Origin of the sequence: Bradyrhizobium sp. 76 (assembly GCF_023073025.1) — a bacterium.
Classification (GTDB): domain Bacteria; phylum Pseudomonadota; class Alphaproteobacteria; order Rhizobiales; family Xanthobacteraceae; genus Bradyrhizobium.
Window position 1 is genome coordinate 1,151,030 of record NZ_JADPIS010000090.1, and the last position, 17,308, is coordinate 1,168,337.

Consider the following 17,308-nt stretch of genomic DNA (forward strand, 5'->3'; position numbering starts at 1 on the left):
GGGGATGAGGGAGCGCAACCGCAGAAGCGGGTGCGCGGGAGGACCGGAGTGAAGCGCTATCGTCCGCATATTCTAGTCGTGACCGCGCTGGCGATCGTGCTGTCGACGGGGTGGCATGGTGCGCTTCGCAACGCGCTGACCGACCTACGGTTTGCCTGGCAATCGCGCGCCGCGAGCGGCAACGTCGTCGTGGTGGCCATTGACGCGCCCTCAATCGACCAGATCGGGGTATGGCCGTGGCCGCGCCGGCTGCACGCGGAACTGTTGCACAGGTTAGAGGCTGCGGGGGCACAGGACGTCGCTTTCGACGTCGATTTCAGCTCGCCATCCGATCCGGCCTCCGACGAGGCTTTCGTCAACGCGCTGCGTGAGGCTGGCGGCTCGACCATCCTGCCGTCCTTCAAGCAGCCGGCGCCGAATGGCGGCGCAGCTCACATCAATCGCCCCCTGAAGCCGTTCGGCAACCAGTCGTGGCCCGCGCTGGTCAATGTCGCCATCGAATCCGACGGGCTCGTTCGCCGATATCCGTTCGGCGAGAAGCTCGGCGATGCGTTGATGCCTTCGATGGCCGTCGTGCTGGCCGGGCAGGACGCCAATCGGCGGCCGCCGTTCCTGATCGATTTCAGCATTCGGGCGGGCTCCGTTCCAAGTGTCTCCTATGTCGACGTGCTCCGCGGCAAAGCCGCCGCTCTCGACAGGCTGAGAGACAAGAAGATCATCATTGGAGCGACGGCGCTCGAACTCGGCGACCGCTTCAGCGTTCCAAATGGCCGCATCATCTCCGGACCCATCCTCCAGGCGCTGGCAGCGGAATCGATCCTCCAGAACCGGATGCTGCGCTGGACTTCCGATACCGGCATGATCCTGGGTCTCGCGGTGATCTGCCTGCTGATGATGTATTCGTGGCGCCGCTTCGCTTCGGGAATTCGCGTCGCAATCCTGATCTCGGCCGGGGCGGCCTTCGAGCTGGTTGCGATCCTCGTTCAGGCAAGATGGCCCTTCATCATCGACACATCGTTGTTCCACATCGCGATTGTCGCTTATCTGACGGCGATCGCACTCGACGAGATCGATTTTCGTGGTCTGCTGGGGCGCATCGCCGAAAGCCGCTTTCATCGTATCGCGATGTCGCTCGGCGATGGCCTCGTCTGCACCGACGAAGATCAGCTGATCACCGTTTGGAACCCCGGCGCCAGCGCGATCTTCGGCTATATGCCCGCCGAGATCATCGGCCGCCCGTTCGAAACGCTATGTGCCGTTCCGGTGGACGGTGAGGCGAGGCCGTCCACGCGCGACGCCGCGCGCCAGGCACTCCTCGCACCCGGCGGAGCGGTCGTCATCGAGTTCGAAGGGCGGCGCAAGAACGGTGAAACTTTCCCGGTCGAGGCGAGCTTCTCGGGCTGGCAGGGAACGGACGGCTTCCAATACGGAGCCATCCTGCGCGACATTTCGGTCCGCAAGCGCGAGGCCGAACGCGTCAGATATCTCGCCGAGTACGACGTGCTGACCGGTCTGGTCAACCGCAACACGCTGCACGCCGGACTGGTCGGCATGATCGCGGATGCAGCGCAGCGTCCTTGCGAGGTCGCGCTGCTCGTGATCGGGCTCGACGGTTTCCAGAGCATCAACGACATGCTGGGCCATTCCGCCGGAGACCTCGTGCTGCAGGCGGTCGCTACTCGCCTGAAAGCCCACGCGGGCGACGGCGCTGTCGTTGCCCGGCTTAGCGGCGACGAATTCGCAATTGCGCGCAAAGGCGCCGATGGCGACGAGCGGATCGCAGAGTACGCCGAACGAATTGCGCGCGCGTTCGAAGCGCCGCTTGCGACCGGCACGCGGCAGCATCGCGTCAGGATCAGCATCGGCGTCGCGGTCCATCCGGAAGGCGGACACAACGCCGACGATCTCCTGAGCAACGGCCATCTGGCGTTGACCAAGGCAAAGCTGACGCGGCGCGGCGGTCATGTGGTCTTCGAGAGCGCGATCCGGCAGGAGCTGGAGAACCGCCTGACGCTGGAGAGCGAATTGGCGCTTGCCGCGGATCGCGGCGAGTTCGAGCTGTTCTACCAGCCCCAGGTTCGCCTGATCGACGCCAGCCTGGTTGGGGCCGAAGCGCTCATCCGCTGGCGGCATCCCGTGCGCGGCTACGTTTCGCCCGGAGAGTTCATGCCCGTGGTCAACAGCTCAGCCCTGTCCGAGCGGATCGGAAACTGGGTGATGGAGACCGCCTGCCGGCAGGCACGCGCCTGGGAATTGTCCGGCGACAGAGTGCGCGTCGCGATCAATTTGTCGCCCTCGCAGCTGCACTCCGGCGATCTCGCGCATTCGGTTGCGGGGATGCTCGAAGCGACGGGGCTCACGCCGTCGCTGCTCGAGCTCGAGGTCACCGAGGACATCCTGCTCCATGACGAAGCCCGCGTGCTCGACATGTTCAAGCGCATCCAGCAGCTCGGCGTCCACGTCGTGTTCGACGATTTCGGCACTGGCTATGCGAGCCTGAGCTATCTGAAGAAGTTTCCGCTCGATGGGCTCAAGATCGACCGGTCGTTCGTGCTCGGTCTGCTCGCGAATTCCGACGATGCCGCGATCGTCGGATCGACCATCGGCCTCAGCAAACAGCTCGGTCTCACGGTCGTGGCCGAGGGCATCGAGAATCGCGCCACGGCCGACTTCCTGGTGAGCATGGGATGCGAGGAAGGCCAGGGCTATTTCTTCGGCCGTCCGATGCCGGCGGAAGCATTCGAGCGGCAGTTCCTCGCAGCCGAGTGCGCCGCCGTCAGTGCGGCCTGAACATACGTTGCTCTAGCGCCGCCGCGCGACCGCGACGCCGAACAGGAAAGCAACGAACAGGCTGGCGAGCGGCGCTTCGCGCGTGATCGCAGCGACGGTCGCGAGGGGCCGGCCCGGCTTTCGCGCTTCGTCGATAGCGGAGGTCATGCGGTCGACAGCTGCATGCAGGCCACCCGCGACTTCACCGATGGTGCGGGATACGTCCGTCGCGGCATCGATGGCGCGCTCGGCCATGCCGGGATGTGAGGTGGACTGCGGGATCTCCGTGCTCAAGTGCGCGACCTCCGGGCTGATCATGTGACGGAGGCCGATACCTTTGGCTATCCGCGCGAGCGCTCGTTCTGAACAGCGGGTCAGATGACCTTTGGCTATCCGCGACAGGCGCCGTGGTTTTTACGGCGGGTACCGGCCTTGAATAAGCAATTCGGCGGGCGGGCTTTTGTTCCGAAACGATGCGCCCCTGCGCGGACCGCCCCCGTGAAACGACGGATGCGAATCTCTGTTAGGCTGGCTCAATCTTGCTGATGTCAGGAGACAGCTGTGACCGACCGGACCACGACGGATCGAGCCCGGCGCATCGCCTTGCTCGGCGCTCCCATCGACATGGGGGCTTCGCAGCGCGGTACCCTGATGGGCCCTGCGGCGCTCCGCACCGCCGGCCTTGCGACATTGCTCGAGAGCCTGGATTTCGAGGTCGTCGATTACGGCGATCTCTCGGTGGCCGAGCTCCGGGACCTCGCAGACAGGCCCCCGGATAAAGCCAATCACTACCGCGAAATCCAGCGATGGACGCGCGTGCTGAGCCGCAGAGGCTACGAGATCGCGAAAACCGGCGCGCTGCCGATTTTTCTTGGCGGCGATCACACGTTGTCAATGGGATCGGTGAATGCCATGGCCCGTCACTGGCAGGAGCGCGGACGCGAACTGTTCGTGCTCTGGCTCGATGCCCATGCCGACTACAACACACCGGAGACGACGATCACTGCCAACATGCACGGCATGTCGGCGGCATTCCTTTGCGGCGAACCCGGCCTCGACGGATTGCTGGGCGACGATCCGCGCGCCTCGATCGATCCCGACAGGCTCGACCTGTTCGGCGCGCGCTCGATCGACAAGCTCGAAAAGGAGTTGATGCGCTCGCGCCGGATCAGGGTCGTCGACATGCGCCAGATTGACGAATTCGGCGTCGCCGTACTGATCCGCCGCGTCATAGAGCGCGTCAGGGCCAGCAACGGCGTACTGCATGTCAGCTTCGACGTCGATTTTCTCGACCCCTGCGTCGCACCTGGCGTGGGCACGACGGTGCCGGGTGGAGCGACCTATCGCGAGGCGCATCTGATCATGGAGCTCCTACACGATTCCGGCGTAGTCGGTTCACTCGACATCGTCGAGCTCAATCCGTTCCTCGACGAGCGTGGCCGCACCGCGCGCACCGCGGTCGAACTGATCGGCAGCCTGTTCGGCCAGCAGATCGCCGACCGGCCGACCCCGAGCAATGCGATCGCGCCGGGCGAGTGACGGACGAGCCGTTTGTGCGTTGCGAAGAAGAGAATTGCCGTCGCCGCCACCGGATTTAGATCAGTCCAGATCGAAATCGCCTGTTTTTGAAACAGGTGCGAATTGCAAATGCTCGTCGCAGAATGTTCCATGCGGGTCGCGCTTCAACCGAGGATCCGCAAATGAGCCGCACGTTCGACGCCGCCGACAAATCCGCGGGGACGACTCGCCGCCGCTTTCTGCGCGGCAGCGCTGCCGCTGCGGGTGGTACTGTCCTGGGCGCCGGCGCATCGGTTGCTGCCGGGACCGACAACCTTCCACCCAACATTCCCGAATGGATGAAGGCGCCGGGCGAACCGACGGGGGGCCAGCTCTATGGCGCGCCATCGTCGTTCGAGAAGGGCGTCGTCAAGAACATCTCGAAGACTCTCAAGCAGTACATCTCGGCCTCCAGCCGGACGCCGTTGCAGGAGCTCGATGGCATCATCACGCCGAATGGACTGTTCTACGAGCGTCACCACGGCGGCGTTCCGACCATCGATCCGGCCCAGCACCGGCTGATGCTGCACGGGCTGGTCGAGCGCCCGCTGATCTTCACAATGGACGATCTCAGGCGTTTCCCGTCGGAATCGCGCGTCCACTTTCTCGAATGCTCCGGCAATCCCGGCTACAGCAAGCCTTACGGCAAGACAGCGTCGGACCTTCTGGGTCTGGTGAGTTGTGCAGAATGGACCGGCGTCAGCCTCAAGCTGGTGCTGCAAGAGGCCGGGCTGAAGCCGGAAGCCAAATGGGTCGTCGCCGAGGGCGCCGACGCGGCTGCACTGACCCGCAGCATCCCGATCGAGAAATGCCTCGAGGACGCCATGCTGGTCTACAGCCAGAACGGCGAGCGGCTGCGCCCGCAGCAGGGCTATCCCCTGCCGGGCTTCGAGGGCAATATGAGCGTGAAGTGGCTGCGCCGCCTGCATGTGACGGCTGAGCCGGTTTACTCGCGCGAGGAGACCTCGAAATACACAGACCTGCTGCCGGACGGCACCGCGCGTGAATTTTCGTTCTACATGGAGGCGAAGTCGATCATCACGAGGCCCTCCGGCGGCCAACGCCTGGGCGCGCCCGGCGTCCACGAGATCACCGGCATCGCCTGGAGCGGGCATGGCAAGATCGCGCGCGTCGAAGTGTCCGTCGACGAGGGAAAAAGTTGGCAAAGCGCGCAATTGCAGGAGCCGGTGCTGACCCGCGCTCTCACGCGCTTCCGTTTGCCGTGGCGATGGGAGGGCAAGCCTGCCGTGATTCAGAGCCGTGCCATCGATGAGACCGGTTATGTGCAGCCGACGCTCTCTGAGTTGCTCGCGGTGCGCGGCGAGAACTATTTCTACCACAACAACGCGATCTGGCCGTGGCGCATCGCGGCTGACGGCGAGGTGACCAATGCGCTGGCGTGAGACTTGCGGCATTGCTGTCGTCATCGTGCTGTGTGCGTTCGCGAGTGTTGCGCAAGCACAAAGCCTGTACGGCCTCGGACGCCCCGCTACGGCTGCGGAGATCGCGGGCTGGAATATCGACATCGGACGCGACGGCAGCAATCTCCCGAAGGGAAGTGGCTCGGTCAGCCATGGGCGCGAGGTGTTCGCCCAGCAATGTGCATCATGCCATGGCGACAAAGGCGAGGGCGGGCTCGGTGACCGGCTCGTCGGTGGGCAGGGCACGATCGCAACGCCAAAGCCGATCCGCACGGTCGGTAGCTATTGGCCGTATGCGCCGACGCTGTTCGACTATATCAGCCGCGCGATGCCGCAGAACGCGCCGCAATCGTTAAGCGATGAGGAGGTTTATGCGGTCTCCGCGTACATCCTGAACCTGAATGGACTGGTAGGAGCGGATGCGACGCTCGATGCCAAATCGCTTGCGGCTGTCAAAATGCCGAACCGCGACCGATTCGTCGGCGATACCCGGCCGGATGTGAAACACTGACTGGCTTTGTGGCGCTCAGGTTCCCCGCTTGGAACTTGCGTTGGCAAAGGGCGGAACTCGCAGGACCCGATTGCATTAACCTGCGAGAGGAAAAACCTATGGATTCCACGATGGCAACGGATCGCTTCGCAAATTCCATGTCCTCAGCGCTTCGCCATCCCGGCGTGATCGCGTTGATTGTGGCCGCGGTCACGATTGCTGCGATGCTCATCGTCGATCATGGGCCATGGAATCGCGCCAAGACGCAGCCTGCTCACGTTGCGATGTATGAGACCACGGGCGAGGCCGCCCGCGCCGCAGGCGCCGCAGTGCTCCCGACCGAACAGAAGTCGCCGCTCGAGCCGGAGCGGCCGGGGCCCAAGACGTCCCCGACCGTCAATCCAGTGACGCCGTAAGACGCTCTAGCTCTTGCGGCCGTAGTTGAGCAGTCCACCGGTGGTCTTTGGCGGGTGCGCGCGAAGGGCTTCCTCGTTCGGATCGGTGCCCCAGCCGGGTCGGTCCGGAATGACCAGATGGCCGTTCTGAATTTCGGGCTCATGCGTGAACAGTTCGCGGTCCCATGCCAGGCGATCGATGTCGATCTCCATGATGCGCAGGTTCGGCACGGCGGCGCAGAAATGCGCGTTCATCATCGAGCAGAGATGGCCGTAGAAATTATGTGGCGCAACGTTGACTTCGAACGCTTCCGCAGCGGCTGCGATCTTCATCGACTGCCAGACGCCGTTCCAGGGTGTGTCGATGATCGCGACGTCCATGGCTTGCTCGCGGAAATAGGGCAGGAATTCCCGCAAGCCCAATAGCGTCTCGCAGGACGAGATCGGATGCGGACTTTGCCTGCGGATGTACCCGAGTGCTTCCGGATTGAAGCTGTCGATCTCGATCCAGAACATGTCGAGGTCCGCAATGGTGCGCAGGATCTCCAGATAGCCCTCGGTCTTGGCGTTGAAGTTGCAGTCAAGCAGGATGTCGACATCAGGGCCTGCACCGTCGCGGATCGCTTCCAGATGCATGCGCAGGTCGCGCAGGATCTTGCGATCGACGTTGATTTCGGGGGCGAAGGGCGAGCCGAAGCCCGGTCGCCAACCGGTTGGCTTGCCGTCGTCGTAGGAGAAAATGTTGGTCTTGAGCGCGGTGAACTTGTTTTCGCGGACCTCGCGTCCCATTGCCTTGACGCCGTCGAGGTTCTCGATCGGCGGTTTGTACCAGGACGGATGATTGATCCGCCACGTCGCGCAATGCGACCAATAGACCCTGACACGGTCGCGGATCTTGCCGCCGAGCAGTTCGTAGCAGGGCACACCGAGACACTTCGCCTTGGCATCGAGCAGCGCATTCTCGATCGCGCCGAGCGCCTGCGCCACCACGCCGCCGGCGGCGGGACGCGTGGCCGCGAACAGCTCTGCGTAGATGCGCTCGTGCCGGAAGACGTTCTGCCCGACGACGCGGGCGGACAGGCGCTGGATCGCAGCGCCGACGCCAGGCGAGCCGAAGCCCTCGTCGAACTCGCTCCATCCGACGATGCCGTCCTCGGTCGTCAGCTTGACAAAGTGGTAGTTTCGCCAGCCGGCGTCGCAGGCGAGAATTTCAAGACTCGTTGCTTTTGATGATCTGGTCATGTCGCTCCCTGTGACCTGGCTGGGTCCTTTTTTTGTTTGGCCGGCTCGCAAGCCCCGCTCCAGCCGCAACTGTTAAGCTAATGGCCCTGCGCAGTGAAGCCCGGCGAACTGCGCCGGGGGCGCTTTGCCGCCTTTCTTCGGCGGGAAAGGTCGGGGAATCCGGTGGGGACAGCCATGATCTTTCCCGGGATCGTCCTGAAAAGGGACCATGCTTTGACGTTTTTGGCCACAATCGGGATCGACCCTCCGGCCATGAAATTTCTGGCGGTGATTTCGATCCTGGCGCTGCTCACGATGGGTGGAGCGGCCATTTCCGATCAGTTTCTGACGGCCGATCAGCACGTCGCGCACGGGGTGGAATAGCGCGGCGGGCGGAGATGCTTTTTGTCTTGGGGGAGACAGCGATGCTTTCGATCGATCAATTCCTGCGCTTCATCAGCGTGCCGGCCGTGTTCGCGGCCCTCGTCATCGCCTCGCAGATATCGGCAGCCTTGTCGCAAGGCTAGTCAAAGGCTGGCTGGTCAGCCGATCGCGGACGAGCCGAGCAGAGCGAGCACGGCCAGCGCCATCAGCGCGGTGCCGAGCCACCCCAGCGCGACGAGCCATGAGCGGCCCTCGAAGCGGCCCATGATCGCCTTGCTCGACACGATCAGCATCATCATGGCCATGATCGGAACGGCGACGATGCCGTTGAGCACGGCGCTCCAGACCAGCATGTGGATCGAATCGATCCCGGTGAAACCGAGTCCGAAGCCCATGATGGTTGCCGCGGCGATGATGGTGTAGAAGCCGACCGCCTCGTCTGGCTTCGCCTCAAGCGTCGCGCGCCATCCGAAGATCTCCGCCACGCCGTAAGCGGCCGAGCCCGCCAGCACCGGAATTGCGAGCAGGCCGGTGCCGATGATGCCGGTCGCGAACAGGGCGAAGGTGAAGTCGCCGGCGAGCGGCCGCAGCGCTTCGGCGGCTTCCGTCGCCGAATTGATGTTGGTGACGCCATTCGCGTGCAGCACCGACGCGGTGGTGAGGATGATGAAGAAGGCGATGCCGTTCGAGAGCAGCATGCCGGCGATGGTGTCGGACCTGATGCGTGCCAGCTCCGGACTGCCGCCGCGCTTCAGCTCGCGCAGCGGCTTGTCGCGCTTGCCCTGGTTCATCTCCTCGATCTCCTGCGAGGCCTGCCAGAAGAACAGATACGGGCTGATCGTGGTGCCGAGCACGGCGACGACCATCATGAAATAGTCGGCGCTGACATTCGTCTTCGGCCACACCGCCGCGAGCAGCGCCGTGCTCCACGGGATCTTGACGGTGAAGGCGGTCGCGACATAGGCGAACAGCGCCAAGGTGAGAAACTTCAGCACCGGCGAATAGCGCCGATAGGGCAGGAACACCTGCAGCAGGGTCGAGCCCGCCGCGAAGATCAGCGCGTGCTCGTGGTTGAGGCCGCCGATCACCAGCGACAGCGCCTCCGCCATCGCGGCGATGTCGGCGGCGATGTTGAAGGTGTTGGCGGCGACGAGCATGGCGACCAGCGACAGCACCGCCCAGCGCGGCGCGATCTGCATGACGTTGGCGGCGAGCCCCTTGCCGGTGACACGGCCGATCCGGGCGCTGACGAGCTGGATGGCGATCATGAACGGCGTGGTCAGAAACACCGTCCAGAGCAGTCCGTAACCGAATTGCGCGCCGGCCTGCGAATAGGTGGCGATGCCGGACGGATCGTCGTCGGCCGCCCCGGTGACGAGACCCGGCCCCAGCCTCTGCAACAGCGTCGGCGTTGATTTCGTGGGGGTGAGGGCACTGTCGGTCATGGCAGGAGGGACCTCGGTCGGGCGCGTCCTTCACAAATGCTAAGCAGGAAACAAGGTTCCCGAGCCGGGGTGAGCGGGCGTCTCATCCAATTCGGATAAAGCTAATCGCCTTTGACTCGTCGGGCCAAACACCTGTATAAGTTCATCATCGGAGAATACCCGGTGCCCGCTTTGGCGCGCATCCCCGGGCGCAACCGGGCGGCCATGGACGGCTGTCGCGCATTCCGCAACCCCGTATTACGGACACCAGCAAGGTGTTCGTCCCGCAGAGAGTGCGGTCGGGATTATTTGATGCTGACGAACATGCCCCAGGCGCCGGCCAGCGCGGCGCCGGAAAAGACGATCAGAGGGTTGTCGCAGAACGCACTGCCATAGGTGCACATGGTGACGCCGAACGAGCCGATCTCGTGATGGCTCGCGGAGTAGAACAGTCCGGACAGCACCAGCAATGCGGCGGCGACGACATACATCGACGATCTCTCCGAGCTATCCCCGTTGCGTCTATCGCAAGGGACATGTTCCAGCATGGCGCGAACCCATTGCATCCTGCCGAATTCGCCCTGCTGCATTTGAACTAAAGTTGACGCGTCCCGCAGGATGCCGCCGTCGGCTGCAGTTTGCTGCGCAATCTGGACGTGCGAGCGGGAATGGAATATCTGCGCGGGAACTGTTGGACGCGCTCTCCATTAACGAACATGAACAATTGGACCAACTGAGGGGAGTGGCCCATGGGCGCCGAGCGGATGCACCCTCCGCGGTACTGGCGGATGCGGGCGGAAGAATTTCGCACCAAGGCGGACAATTGCGAATATCCCGAGACGCGGGACGTGCTGCGCAAGGTGGCGGAAAATTACGACGAGCTGGCGCGCCGCGCCGCGCTCATCTCCACACTCGAGAGCCTGGACCAACTCGGGGGGGGAGCCCGCCAACAGCAAGCCGGCTTGATCGTTCAGGACAAACCCGCTTGATGGTTCAGGACAAAGCCCATGACCAGCGCGCGCGATCATGGGGCGTCTAGGCCCTCGCTTCTATCACAAGCACCGCCCGCGCCATTGGAACGAATGTCCACTTTGGCACTTAGGAACTCGGTCCTCCAATGAGGGATGAGATGAGCAGCGAACAGCAAGGCCCGGCAACGAGGCCGGATCAGCATTTCAGGCCGGGGCCGGCCTGCCCCAAATGCGAGAGGGGGACGCGCTGCCTGACCTCGATCTTCGACGTGAGGCGCGATTGCTCGATCCTGATCTATCGCTGCGACTCGTGCCGCGAGGACGTATGGATCTGAGTGAGGGGGTCCCCAGCGTCGGCCCCATCTGCCGGATGGCCTTTTGCGGGTCGCAGATGAACGCCGCATAGGAACTTCGCTTGTTTCGCGCGCTTTTCGTCTGCATCGACCACGCAAGGCGAGACAGCTTCCGACCATGCAATCACGCTACCCGTTGTTGAAGAAGTGGACAGCGGAAGAGCACGAGCGGCTGAAGGCGTTGGCCGAAGCCGGCTGGCGGCCGGACGAGATCGCCGGCGAGCTTGGTCGCAGCGAGGCGGCGGTGAGGGTGCGCGCCTGGCAGCACGGCATCGCGCTGCGCCTCGTCACGCAGAAGCGCGCACGATCCGATCACCCATGACATACCGGGCCGATGGCATTACTTTGGCGCCTGCAAGCCTGGGGACTTCAGCCAATCGCTGATGTGCGCGGACGTCTCCGCCAGGCGTGCCCGCCTGAGAAGACTGTCGCGCTCCGCGCCTGCGGGTAATTGATTGGCCAGGTCTTTGAACTGGGCGGCCAGTTCGGCCAGTCGCTCTTCCAGGGAACGAGTATGCTTCACTCTGCGGCGATGCCCGATCACGACGCACGCTCCTGAGCTGTTGACGACGACTCCAAAACTGAAAACGGTAAGTTCAGTTCCCTGCTCGGAACAAATTATGTGCTTTTCAAATATGCCTTCGATGGCCGTGGGTTAAACAGCAGCCCAAGTCGATGGAGACATGCATGGTCTCGCGTGCTGCCGTATCTGGTCGCCGGACTCGTTAAGTTCACTTCTGAACTGTCCGCAATCATCTCTTGACCTACTTCGCCCATCGAGCAGGAAGACGGGAGCTTGTCATGCTCACCAGCAAGGAATTCGAGGCGTATCTCGACCGGCAGAAAACGCATCAGCTTGATGGAAGCCAAACGACGCGGCAGATGCTGCGCCGTTCCCGGGAGCAGATCGCGGCGTCAATGGCGCTGCTTCAGCACCAGGTGCCGAAGATCTGGCATCCCGAGCCTCCAGAACAATAGAGACCTCGTCCACCGTTCTTCACGAGGCACTTGCGATCGAGACATCCAGCCGCTGGAGTCCCGCAACCTGCGGCAGCGACATGAAGCCTGGTTTGGCGAAATAGTAACCCTGGAAGAGCGCGATGCCGGCGGCCCGCAAGGAAGTGAGCTCGGCCTCGCTCTCGACGCCTTCGGCCAGCACGGTGATGTCGAGCTCGCGCGCGATCGCGGCCACCGCGGCGACGATCACCTGCTTGGGATGGCTGAGCTGGATGTCTCGCACGAGCTCCATGTCGATCTTGATCAGGTTCGGCTGCAACCGCGCAAGCAAACTGAGGCCGGCATAGCCGGCGCCGAAATCGTCCAGTGCGGTCCAGAACCCGAAGGCCTTGTAGGCGCGGACGATGTTTTCGATATGGGCGGGGTCGCTGATCCGCTCGTTCTCGGTGAATTCGAACATCAAATTCGAGGTCGGAAAGCGCGCGCGGCGCGCGGCCTCCAGCGATTTCTGGATGCATGCGCGCGGCTCGTAGACCGCATTCGGCAGGAAGTTGATCGAGAGCCGCGCCTCCGGATCGTCGAACAGCGCGCCTGCGGTTTCGATCGCCAGCACGCGTGCGGCCTGGTCGAAGCGATAGAGCTGCTGGTCGGTGAGCTGGCTAAGGACGCTATGCGCACTTTCGCCGTTGGGACCGCGCACCAGGGCCTCATAGCCCCAGATGCGGTGCTCGACGACGTTGACGATCGGCTGAAACGCCATGTTGAACTGGAACGGGAGTTCGGTCCCGTCGGCACATCCCGCACACTTCACAGCCATCACGCGAACCCCAAGCCCTCTCAAGCGCCGCGGGAAAAACTAGGTCGCAGGCGTTAAGGAACAGCGAAGAGCAGAACGATAGAAACCTCCTGCTCTGTCCCGCGTTTGCGCGGATGGCGAACCGAGATACCAGGCAGCGGCCGATGTGCGCCGCGTGCAACAAGCCCATGACATTCATCGACGCGGTCAGCTCACCCGAGGGGGCGATTGCCATCTTCCGGTGTTCCGGTTGCAACAAGCTGTCCTGGGAGAAGCCCATGCGAGACCAGAACCAGGCGCGCTCGCGTTGAATTTGCGCGGGGAAGAAACGGCCCCAGCCCGGGGGCGGAGCTGAGGCCGTGGGGGGTAGCCGGTCGTGCATCCGGACCGACGCACCGATAACCTTTAGCCCGAACAGCTGTTCCTATTTCAGACGACCATGTCGCGCGTCGCGACGAAACACGCCTGAAACAGTGCTGAAACCCGATTGTCTCGAACGCCCCGCCCGCTGTGCCCGACCAACCTAGCGAAAAGGAGATCATCATGATCCAGGTCGGTTCGAAGGAAGAAGTCGCGTTTCTGCTGGCGCTGTTCGGCACCCACACCCAGCCGGTCAAGCGGCCGGCGAAATCGCGCGCGTGAGGCGCTGATCCCATGCCAGGTTTGGCCGAATGCCAGAGCCTCTTGCGGCTTCTGATCGCAAGGGGCGACCCGAAGGCCATCCCGCTCGCGAAGGGCGCCATCGATCAATATCTGAACACGGCGCCAATCTGCATGCGCGGCCGCGGCCTGCGCGTGCTCCAGCGCGACGCGCTCGACCAGCATGGGACCGCGGTCGGCGTGCAGCGCTCGTTCGCCGAAACGGTGGATGCCTATATCGTCGGGAAGCTTGCGGAGGAGTGAAGGGCCGAATGTCGTTCGCCCCTGTCGCTTTCGCTTCAAGAAGAGACACGAACGCGGCAGGCGATGCTGCCGCGTTCGATTTGGTCATCGTATCCTGAGCCCGGCTCCCGCGATTACTAGGTCGGCGGCAGCACGGCCTGCGTGGTCTGCTGCGGCAGGTTGGTGTAGGTCGCGCTTTCCTTGGTGCAGATATCCCTGAACACCACGACGCCGGCCTGCGGATATTCCTTCACGAGGCAGTTGCAGTTGTTGTTGACCACCGGAGTGGGCGCAGCCGCCGCGACCGGTGCCGCAACCACGGTGGCGGGCCGCTGCACGACCACCGTCTTCTCCACTACCTGCGGCGTCGGAACGTACACCGGCCTGTTCACGACAACCGGATACTGGACCGGCCGGACCACGACCTGCGGCGGGATATAGACCGGCGGCGCGGGCCGCGGATAGACGTTGACCTGGGGCATCGGCCGGGGGCCGGGATAGACGACCGGGCGCTGGCCGCCGTTGCCGCCATAGCCGTTGAAATGGGGACCGAACTGGGGCCGCGCCTGCGGCGCGTTGCCGTACTGTCCGTTCTCGCCCCAGCCGGCCTGAGCCGAGCTGCTCGCAACGCCTGCCGCAACACTGGCCAACACGATCGCTGCCGCCATCTTCGTGATCATCAGGGTCTTCGTCATGGTCCACCTGTCTGGTTGTTTGTTTTGTCTCATGCCGTCGTCGTGGGATGAGTGATAGGCGGACATGGCGCGTGCATCCGTGACCCCGCGCACACAGCAGGCGAAATCCTCCTTCGTTGGAATGAGAGATGACGGGGGAGGGGCGGCGCGGCCGGCGCTCGTTGCCTGCCGGATCGACCCGAGATGGGTACACGCAGGCGAAGTGCAGGCGCAGGTCGGGAAGACCCCGGGTTCCCGGAACCTGTTGATTCCACCAGATTTTTTCGGGGCCGCCGGAAACTCTTTGTCCGCTTCGGGCCTATTACGGGCAAAGGATGCTGCAATGCCCCGATATTATTTCGACCTGCGCGACGACACCGGTGTAGCGCTCGACGAGGAAGGGTTGGAGCTGGCCAGCGCGCGCGCCGTTCAGGCGGAGGCCGCCAAGTCGGTCGCGGACATGGCGCGCGATGCCATCCTCTCCGCGCCGCCCGCAGGTGCCAGGCAGACCATGGCGATCGACGTTCGCGATGCCAAAGGTCCCGTGATGCAGGTCAAGTTCTCGTTCGCGATCGAGACCTTCAGGCCGCCCTCGACATCACGCGATCATTGACGCGTGAGAAATTCCGGCGGGTAGGAGTCGGACTCGAGCACGGCGATCTTGCGGCCGAGCTGCCAGACCTCGACCTTGCCGTGCCGCGTGAACTGCTGCGCGAAGGTGAGGGCGTTCGCATCCGACGCGGCCTCGAACGCCTCGGCGGAGCGGAACACGCCGTTGTCGCCGACCAGATAGGCGCGATATTGCTGCATCATGACGGTGCCCTCAGCCCGGGCGATTGCAGCCAGGCGTCGATGTGCATGGCGGTCTCGTCCTGCCGCGCGCGGCGCAGCAGCATCTCGCGGCGGCGCCCCGGTGCCAGCGTGCGCGCTTCCTCGCGCAGCCGGGCGGCCTCCTCGGCCAGCCGTTCGGTGAGTGTCGTGGTCTGCTTGAATCGTCGTCGTGTCGGCATGCACGTCTCCCTCGTTCGTGTGCGGGGTGGGAGCGCTTTTTCGGCGTTCTCATCACCGGTCGACGCCAATTGCCTTGCGGTGATGGATAAAGCTTACGCCCCGCGTTTGAGGGAGAGACACAGCATATGATATGTCGGCGAATTAAATTGCGTGAGCGGGTTGAGCCAGTTGAGGGACTTGCTCAACTTCAGTGGCTGCGATGCCAATGTTCACTTTTGAACAAAGCCAGCTCAGCTCGCGTGGGAAGGGACGCGCCGGAGGATCAGCGCGGGATGTGAGATCTCTGCGCCGGCGCAAGCGCTTCCGAGCTCGGCGCAGCAAAGCCGATGACATCATCACGCGCGAGATGATTTCAGAACAACGTGCGTGTGGCCCGCAAGCCGATGCTGGCGAAGAGGATGACTTGACAATGTTCGTGTTTTGTTCTAGCAAAGTAAAAGTTCAACCTCTGGGCGAGGAGCAAATGTATCTGGTCTCGCTCCCAAAATTTCTGCGGGATAGCCGATGAGCAATTCACTGCTCGCTTTGGTCCTGTTGGACACGCCTGCAACGCCGGACATGTCGGCACTTGCGAAGGCGCTCCGCGCGCGACATCCGGAGCTGGCAACTGATGTTGCGGAGAACGGAGACGCGCAACAGGCTGAGGCAAACTCGCCGCTCATTCGCTGTGGCAACGAGCTTGTTGCCGTCATGTCGATGCCGGCGCGCATTCCCGACGATCCCGGCTTGTGGTCGCGCGCTTCCACGACATGGCCGCAGGCGAAGGCGGCCGCGGCGCGACATCGAGGGCATCTGATCGTCTCTGTGCTAGGCCAAAACCAGCAGCCGCTGTCCGCCGCTCGTCTGACGACGGCTGTCATCGGCGCATTGATTGCGACGGTGCCGGAATGTTGCGCTGTTGTATGGAATGGCAAGGTCGCACGATCCGCCGAACTATGGTTGGACATGTCCAGCCGATCGTTTGCGCCGTATCCAGACTATCCTTCCTCACTGTGGGTGGACATATTGCCGTTCCGATCAGAGACAGGCATCGGAGCAGTAACGATGGGTCTGTCAGCATTCGCTGAGCGTGAAATCGAGTTCGAGACCCACAAGCTGACACTTCCAACGCTGGTCAACAAGGTGGACGGCCTTGCCGTCTATCTGGTTGAGCACGGGCTTGTGGTCAAAGACGGCGATACGTTTGGTCGGGACTCGCGCGAGCGCTTCTCGGCTCGTTACAAGGACTCCGATCGATTTGAAGGCTTGCCCGTTCTTTTCTGTACCGATGGTTCGACTTAATTGAGTGGAACGATACGCGAAGAGAGTTGCGCGCGCCTCATTCAGGATAACGGACACCAGAGCCATGATGCATAGTCAGTGCGAGTCATACTAAACTGTCGGGGCAGCTCATCCTGGGAGCAATATCGTGCAGATTAAGCTACCTCAAGCGGACCTCAAATCAGCCCAGAGTCTCCTAGCCATTGAACTCAAAGATGGAGGCGGCCAGCACGTGGGCCAATACTTCTTCGGAAAGGGACGCGGCCGAACGGTTTTCTTGTTCGGCAAGTACAAGGGCGCCTTCAAAACGCACGCTGAGTGTCAGGCCTTCGTCGACGGCGTTCTTGCAGTGCTCTTCCCCTGATGGAGTGGCTAGCAGCTACTGCCCTGAAGGGTGTACCAGGTCGCTAGAGGTTTGACATGATGCCTCCAGAACAGACGGGCTAGTTTTCCGAACGTGCCTTTACTGCGCGACCACACCCTTAATTGCTCACATGACGGCTTCTTTGACCTTGGTGTTGGAAAGGTCGGAAGGCGATCAGATCGGGGAACGCGGCCTCGGCCGCCCTGATCTCGCCTATGCGCTGGCGCTTGGAGTCGTTGAGTTCGACGGCGTCCAGCTCGGTTACAGCATCGCTTGCGTCTGCCGGCGGCGCCTGATCGGCAGGCATCTACGGCGGCCTGGCGTTCGTCTTCGCGTTCATGGTTGCCCCTCGTGGGGTTAACCAAACAATCCTTTTAAG

General features: G+C 63.0%; 23 protein-coding genes. 13 read left to right on the plus strand and 10 right to left on the minus strand.

From position 1 onward, the window contains the following. The first annotated feature begins 48 nt into the window (after positions 1 to 48). Positions 49 to 2,790, plus strand: coding sequence for an EAL domain-containing protein (locus tag IVB48_RS22155; RefSeq protein WP_247402871.1), 2,742 nt, complete (start codon positions 49 to 51; stop codon positions 2,788 to 2,790). Positions 2,791 to 2,802: 12 nt separating this feature from the next. Here the strand turns inward: IVB48_RS22155 and IVB48_RS22160 are convergent, their stop codons facing one another. Further along, positions 2,803 to 3,087 carry a hypothetical protein gene (locus IVB48_RS22160; RefSeq protein ID WP_007612789.1) on the minus strand — a complete coding sequence of 95 codons (285 nt, stop codon included), beginning with the start codon at positions 3,085 to 3,087 and terminating at the stop codon, positions 2,803 to 2,805. Between the two features lie 243 nt (positions 3,088 to 3,330). On the opposite strand from IVB48_RS22160, the gene rocF reads away from it, so the two are divergent. The 4 genes from rocF to IVB48_RS22180 all read left to right on the plus strand — a co-directional run bounded on the left by rocF (position 3,331) and on the right by IVB48_RS22180 (position 6,653). Then, positions 3,331 to 4,308, plus strand: coding sequence for an arginase (rocF, locus tag IVB48_RS22165; protein WP_247402875.1), 978 nt, complete (start codon positions 3,331 to 3,333; stop codon positions 4,306 to 4,308). Positions 4,309 to 4,469: 161 nt separating this feature from the next. Beyond that, entirely contained in the window at positions 4,470 to 5,729 is a 1,260-nt protein-coding gene (soxC, locus tag IVB48_RS22170) for a sulfite dehydrogenase (protein ID WP_247402877.1), read from the plus strand. After that, entirely contained in the window at positions 5,716 to 6,258 is a 543-nt protein-coding gene (locus IVB48_RS22175) for a cytochrome c (protein WP_247402879.1), read from the plus strand. The genes soxC and IVB48_RS22175 overlap by 14 nt, the downstream gene beginning before the upstream one ends. A 98-nt stretch (positions 6,259 to 6,356) precedes the next feature. Then, positions 6,357 to 6,653 (plus strand): hypothetical protein, encoded by a 297-nt coding sequence (locus IVB48_RS22180; protein ID WP_247402882.1) that lies wholly within the window; start codon positions 6,357 to 6,359, stop codon positions 6,651 to 6,653. A gap of 6 nt (positions 6,654 to 6,659) precedes the next feature. On the opposite strand, the gene IVB48_RS22185 is transcribed toward IVB48_RS22180, so the two are convergent. Beyond that, positions 6,660 to 7,874 (minus strand): mandelate racemase/muconate lactonizing enzyme family protein, encoded by a 1,215-nt coding sequence (locus IVB48_RS22185; protein ID WP_247356482.1) that lies wholly within the window; start codon positions 7,872 to 7,874, stop codon positions 6,660 to 6,662. A gap of 174 nt (positions 7,875 to 8,048) precedes the next feature. Here IVB48_RS22185 and IVB48_RS22190 point away from each other — a divergent pair, with 174 nt between their 5' ends. Continuing rightward, positions 8,049 to 8,237, plus strand: coding sequence for a hypothetical protein (locus IVB48_RS22190; RefSeq protein ID WP_027566617.1), 189 nt, complete (start codon positions 8,049 to 8,051; stop codon positions 8,235 to 8,237). 158 nt (positions 8,238 to 8,395) lie between these two features. Here the strand turns inward: IVB48_RS22190 and IVB48_RS22195 are convergent, their stop codons facing one another. Together IVB48_RS22195 and IVB48_RS22200 are read right to left on the minus strand one after the other, a co-directional pair. After that, positions 8,396 to 9,682 (minus strand): divalent metal cation transporter, encoded by a 1,287-nt coding sequence (locus IVB48_RS22195; RefSeq protein WP_247402883.1) that lies wholly within the window; start codon positions 9,680 to 9,682, stop codon positions 8,396 to 8,398. 284 nt (positions 9,683 to 9,966) lie between these two features. After that, complete coding sequence (locus tag IVB48_RS22200) at positions 9,967 to 10,152, minus strand: hypothetical protein (RefSeq protein WP_007612773.1); 186 nt, start codon at positions 10,150 to 10,152, stop codon at positions 9,967 to 9,969. A gap of 258 nt (positions 10,153 to 10,410) precedes the next feature. On the opposite strand from IVB48_RS22200, the gene IVB48_RS22205 reads away from it, so the two are divergent. Together IVB48_RS22205 and IVB48_RS22210 are read left to right on the plus strand one after the other, a co-directional pair. After that, the gene (locus tag IVB48_RS22205; RefSeq protein WP_247402888.1) at positions 10,411 to 10,650 is read left to right on the plus strand and encodes a hypothetical protein; all 240 of its coding nucleotides are present in this window, start codon (positions 10,411 to 10,413) and stop codon (positions 10,648 to 10,650) included. 453 nt (positions 10,651 to 11,103) lie between these two features. Then, complete coding sequence (locus IVB48_RS22210; RefSeq protein WP_247402891.1) at positions 11,104 to 11,307, plus strand: hypothetical protein; 204 nt, start codon at positions 11,104 to 11,106, stop codon at positions 11,305 to 11,307. 18 nt (positions 11,308 to 11,325) lie between these two features. Here the strand turns inward: IVB48_RS22210 and IVB48_RS22215 are convergent, their stop codons facing one another. After that, on the minus strand, positions 11,326 to 11,529 hold the full coding sequence (locus IVB48_RS22215; protein ID WP_027566622.1) for a hypothetical protein: 204 nt from the start codon (positions 11,527 to 11,529) through the stop codon (positions 11,326 to 11,328). Positions 11,530 to 11,786: 257 nt separating this feature from the next. On the opposite strand from IVB48_RS22215, the gene IVB48_RS22220 reads away from it, so the two are divergent. Further along, complete coding sequence (locus tag IVB48_RS22220; protein WP_247290468.1) at positions 11,787 to 11,963, plus strand: hypothetical protein; 177 nt, start codon at positions 11,787 to 11,789, stop codon at positions 11,961 to 11,963. 19 nt (positions 11,964 to 11,982) lie between these two features. On the opposite strand, the gene IVB48_RS22225 is transcribed toward IVB48_RS22220, so the two are convergent. Continuing rightward, a complete protein-coding gene (locus tag IVB48_RS22225) occupies positions 11,983 to 12,759 on the minus strand; it encodes an EAL domain-containing protein (protein ID WP_247402895.1) in 777 nt (258 codons plus the stop codon). Between the two features lie 633 nt (positions 12,760 to 13,392). Here IVB48_RS22225 and IVB48_RS22230 point away from each other — a divergent pair. Beyond that, positions 13,393 to 13,641: a hypothetical protein gene (locus tag IVB48_RS22230; RefSeq protein ID WP_027566624.1), complete on the plus strand. Its 249-nt coding sequence runs from the start codon at positions 13,393 to 13,395 to the stop codon at positions 13,639 to 13,641. A gap of 116 nt (positions 13,642 to 13,757) precedes the next feature. Here IVB48_RS22230 and IVB48_RS22235 read toward each other — a convergent pair whose 3' ends face one another. Then, on the minus strand, positions 13,758 to 14,315 hold the full coding sequence (locus tag IVB48_RS22235) for a hypothetical protein (RefSeq protein WP_247402898.1): 558 nt from the start codon (positions 14,313 to 14,315) through the stop codon (positions 13,758 to 13,760). Between the two features lie 322 nt (positions 14,316 to 14,637). Here IVB48_RS22235 and IVB48_RS22240 point away from each other — a divergent pair, with 322 nt between their 5' ends. Further along, complete coding sequence (locus IVB48_RS22240) at positions 14,638 to 14,907, plus strand: hypothetical protein (protein ID WP_027566626.1); 270 nt, start codon at positions 14,638 to 14,640, stop codon at positions 14,905 to 14,907. On the opposite strand, the gene IVB48_RS22245 is transcribed toward IVB48_RS22240, so the two are convergent. Both IVB48_RS22245 and IVB48_RS22250 read right to left on the minus strand, forming a co-directional pair. Then, complete coding sequence (locus IVB48_RS22245; RefSeq protein WP_247290462.1) at positions 14,901 to 15,107, minus strand: hypothetical protein; 207 nt, start codon at positions 15,105 to 15,107, stop codon at positions 14,901 to 14,903. The two genes, IVB48_RS22240 and IVB48_RS22245, sit on opposite strands and share 7 nt — an antisense overlap. Next, positions 15,104 to 15,304, minus strand: a complete 201-nt coding sequence (locus IVB48_RS22250; protein ID WP_027566628.1) for a hypothetical protein — start codon at positions 15,302 to 15,304, stop codon at positions 15,104 to 15,106. The genes IVB48_RS22245 and IVB48_RS22250 overlap by 4 nt, the downstream gene beginning before the upstream one ends. Before the next feature lie 505 nt (positions 15,305 to 15,809). Here IVB48_RS22250 and IVB48_RS22255 point away from each other — a divergent pair. Both IVB48_RS22255 and IVB48_RS22260 read left to right on the plus strand, forming a co-directional pair. After that, entirely contained in the window at positions 15,810 to 16,586 is a 777-nt protein-coding gene (locus IVB48_RS22255) for a DUF4261 domain-containing protein (protein WP_247402901.1), read from the plus strand. A gap of 127 nt (positions 16,587 to 16,713) precedes the next feature. Beyond that, entirely contained in the window at positions 16,714 to 16,929 is a 216-nt protein-coding gene (locus IVB48_RS22260; RefSeq protein ID WP_247402904.1) for a hypothetical protein, read from the plus strand. Positions 16,930 to 17,047: 118 nt separating this feature from the next. Here the strand turns inward: IVB48_RS22260 and IVB48_RS22265 are convergent, their stop codons facing one another. Then, the gene (locus IVB48_RS22265) at positions 17,048 to 17,236 is read right to left on the minus strand and encodes a hypothetical protein (protein WP_247402907.1); all 189 of its coding nucleotides are present in this window, start codon (positions 17,234 to 17,236) and stop codon (positions 17,048 to 17,050) included. Positions 17,237 to 17,308 lie beyond the last annotated feature (72 nt).

Coding starts and splice junctions, on each gene's coding strand:
- IVB48_RS22160 (WP_007612789.1), bottom strand. CDS start 3,087: ATGATCAGCCCGGAGGTCGCGCACTTGAGCACGGAGATCCCGCAGTCC.
- soxC (WP_247402877.1), top strand. CDS start 4,470: ATGAGCCGCACGTTCGACGCCGCCGACAAATCCGCGGGGACGACTCGC.
- IVB48_RS22175 (WP_247402879.1), top strand. CDS start 5,716: ATGCGCTGGCGTGAGACTTGCGGCATTGCTGTCGTCATCGTGCTGTGT.
- IVB48_RS22180 (WP_247402882.1), top strand. CDS start 6,357: ATGGATTCCACGATGGCAACGGATCGCTTCGCAAATTCCATGTCCTCA.
- IVB48_RS22185 (WP_247356482.1), bottom strand. CDS start 7,874: ATGACCAGATCATCAAAAGCAACGAGTCTTGAAATTCTCGCCTGCGAC.
- IVB48_RS22190 (WP_027566617.1), top strand. CDS start 8,049: ATGATCTTTCCCGGGATCGTCCTGAAAAGGGACCATGCTTTGACGTTT.
- IVB48_RS22195 (WP_247402883.1), bottom strand. CDS start 9,682: ATGACCGACAGTGCCCTCACCCCCACGAAATCAACGCCGACGCTGTTG.
- IVB48_RS22200 (WP_007612773.1), bottom strand. CDS start 10,152: ATGTATGTCGTCGCCGCCGCATTGCTGGTGCTGTCCGGACTGTTCTAC.
- IVB48_RS22205 (WP_247402888.1), top strand. CDS start 10,411: ATGGGCGCCGAGCGGATGCACCCTCCGCGGTACTGGCGGATGCGGGCG.
- IVB48_RS22210 (WP_247402891.1), top strand. CDS start 11,104: ATGCAATCACGCTACCCGTTGTTGAAGAAGTGGACAGCGGAAGAGCAC.
- IVB48_RS22220 (WP_247290468.1), top strand. CDS start 11,787: ATGCTCACCAGCAAGGAATTCGAGGCGTATCTCGACCGGCAGAAAACG.
- IVB48_RS22225 (WP_247402895.1), bottom strand. CDS start 12,759: ATGGCTGTGAAGTGTGCGGGATGTGCCGACGGGACCGAACTCCCGTTC.
- IVB48_RS22230 (WP_027566624.1), top strand. CDS start 13,393: ATGCCAGGTTTGGCCGAATGCCAGAGCCTCTTGCGGCTTCTGATCGCA.
- IVB48_RS22235 (WP_247402898.1), bottom strand. CDS start 14,315: ATGACGAAGACCCTGATGATCACGAAGATGGCGGCAGCGATCGTGTTG.
- IVB48_RS22240 (WP_027566626.1), top strand. CDS start 14,638: ATGCCCCGATATTATTTCGACCTGCGCGACGACACCGGTGTAGCGCTC.
- IVB48_RS22245 (WP_247290462.1), bottom strand. CDS start 15,107: ATGATGCAGCAATATCGCGCCTATCTGGTCGGCGACAACGGCGTGTTC.
- IVB48_RS22250 (WP_027566628.1), bottom strand. CDS start 15,304: ATGCCGACACGACGACGATTCAAGCAGACCACGACACTCACCGAACGG.
- IVB48_RS22255 (WP_247402901.1), top strand. CDS start 15,810: ATGAGCAATTCACTGCTCGCTTTGGTCCTGTTGGACACGCCTGCAACG.
- IVB48_RS22265 (WP_247402907.1), bottom strand. CDS start 17,236: ATGCCTGCCGATCAGGCGCCGCCGGCAGACGCAAGCGATGCTGTAACC.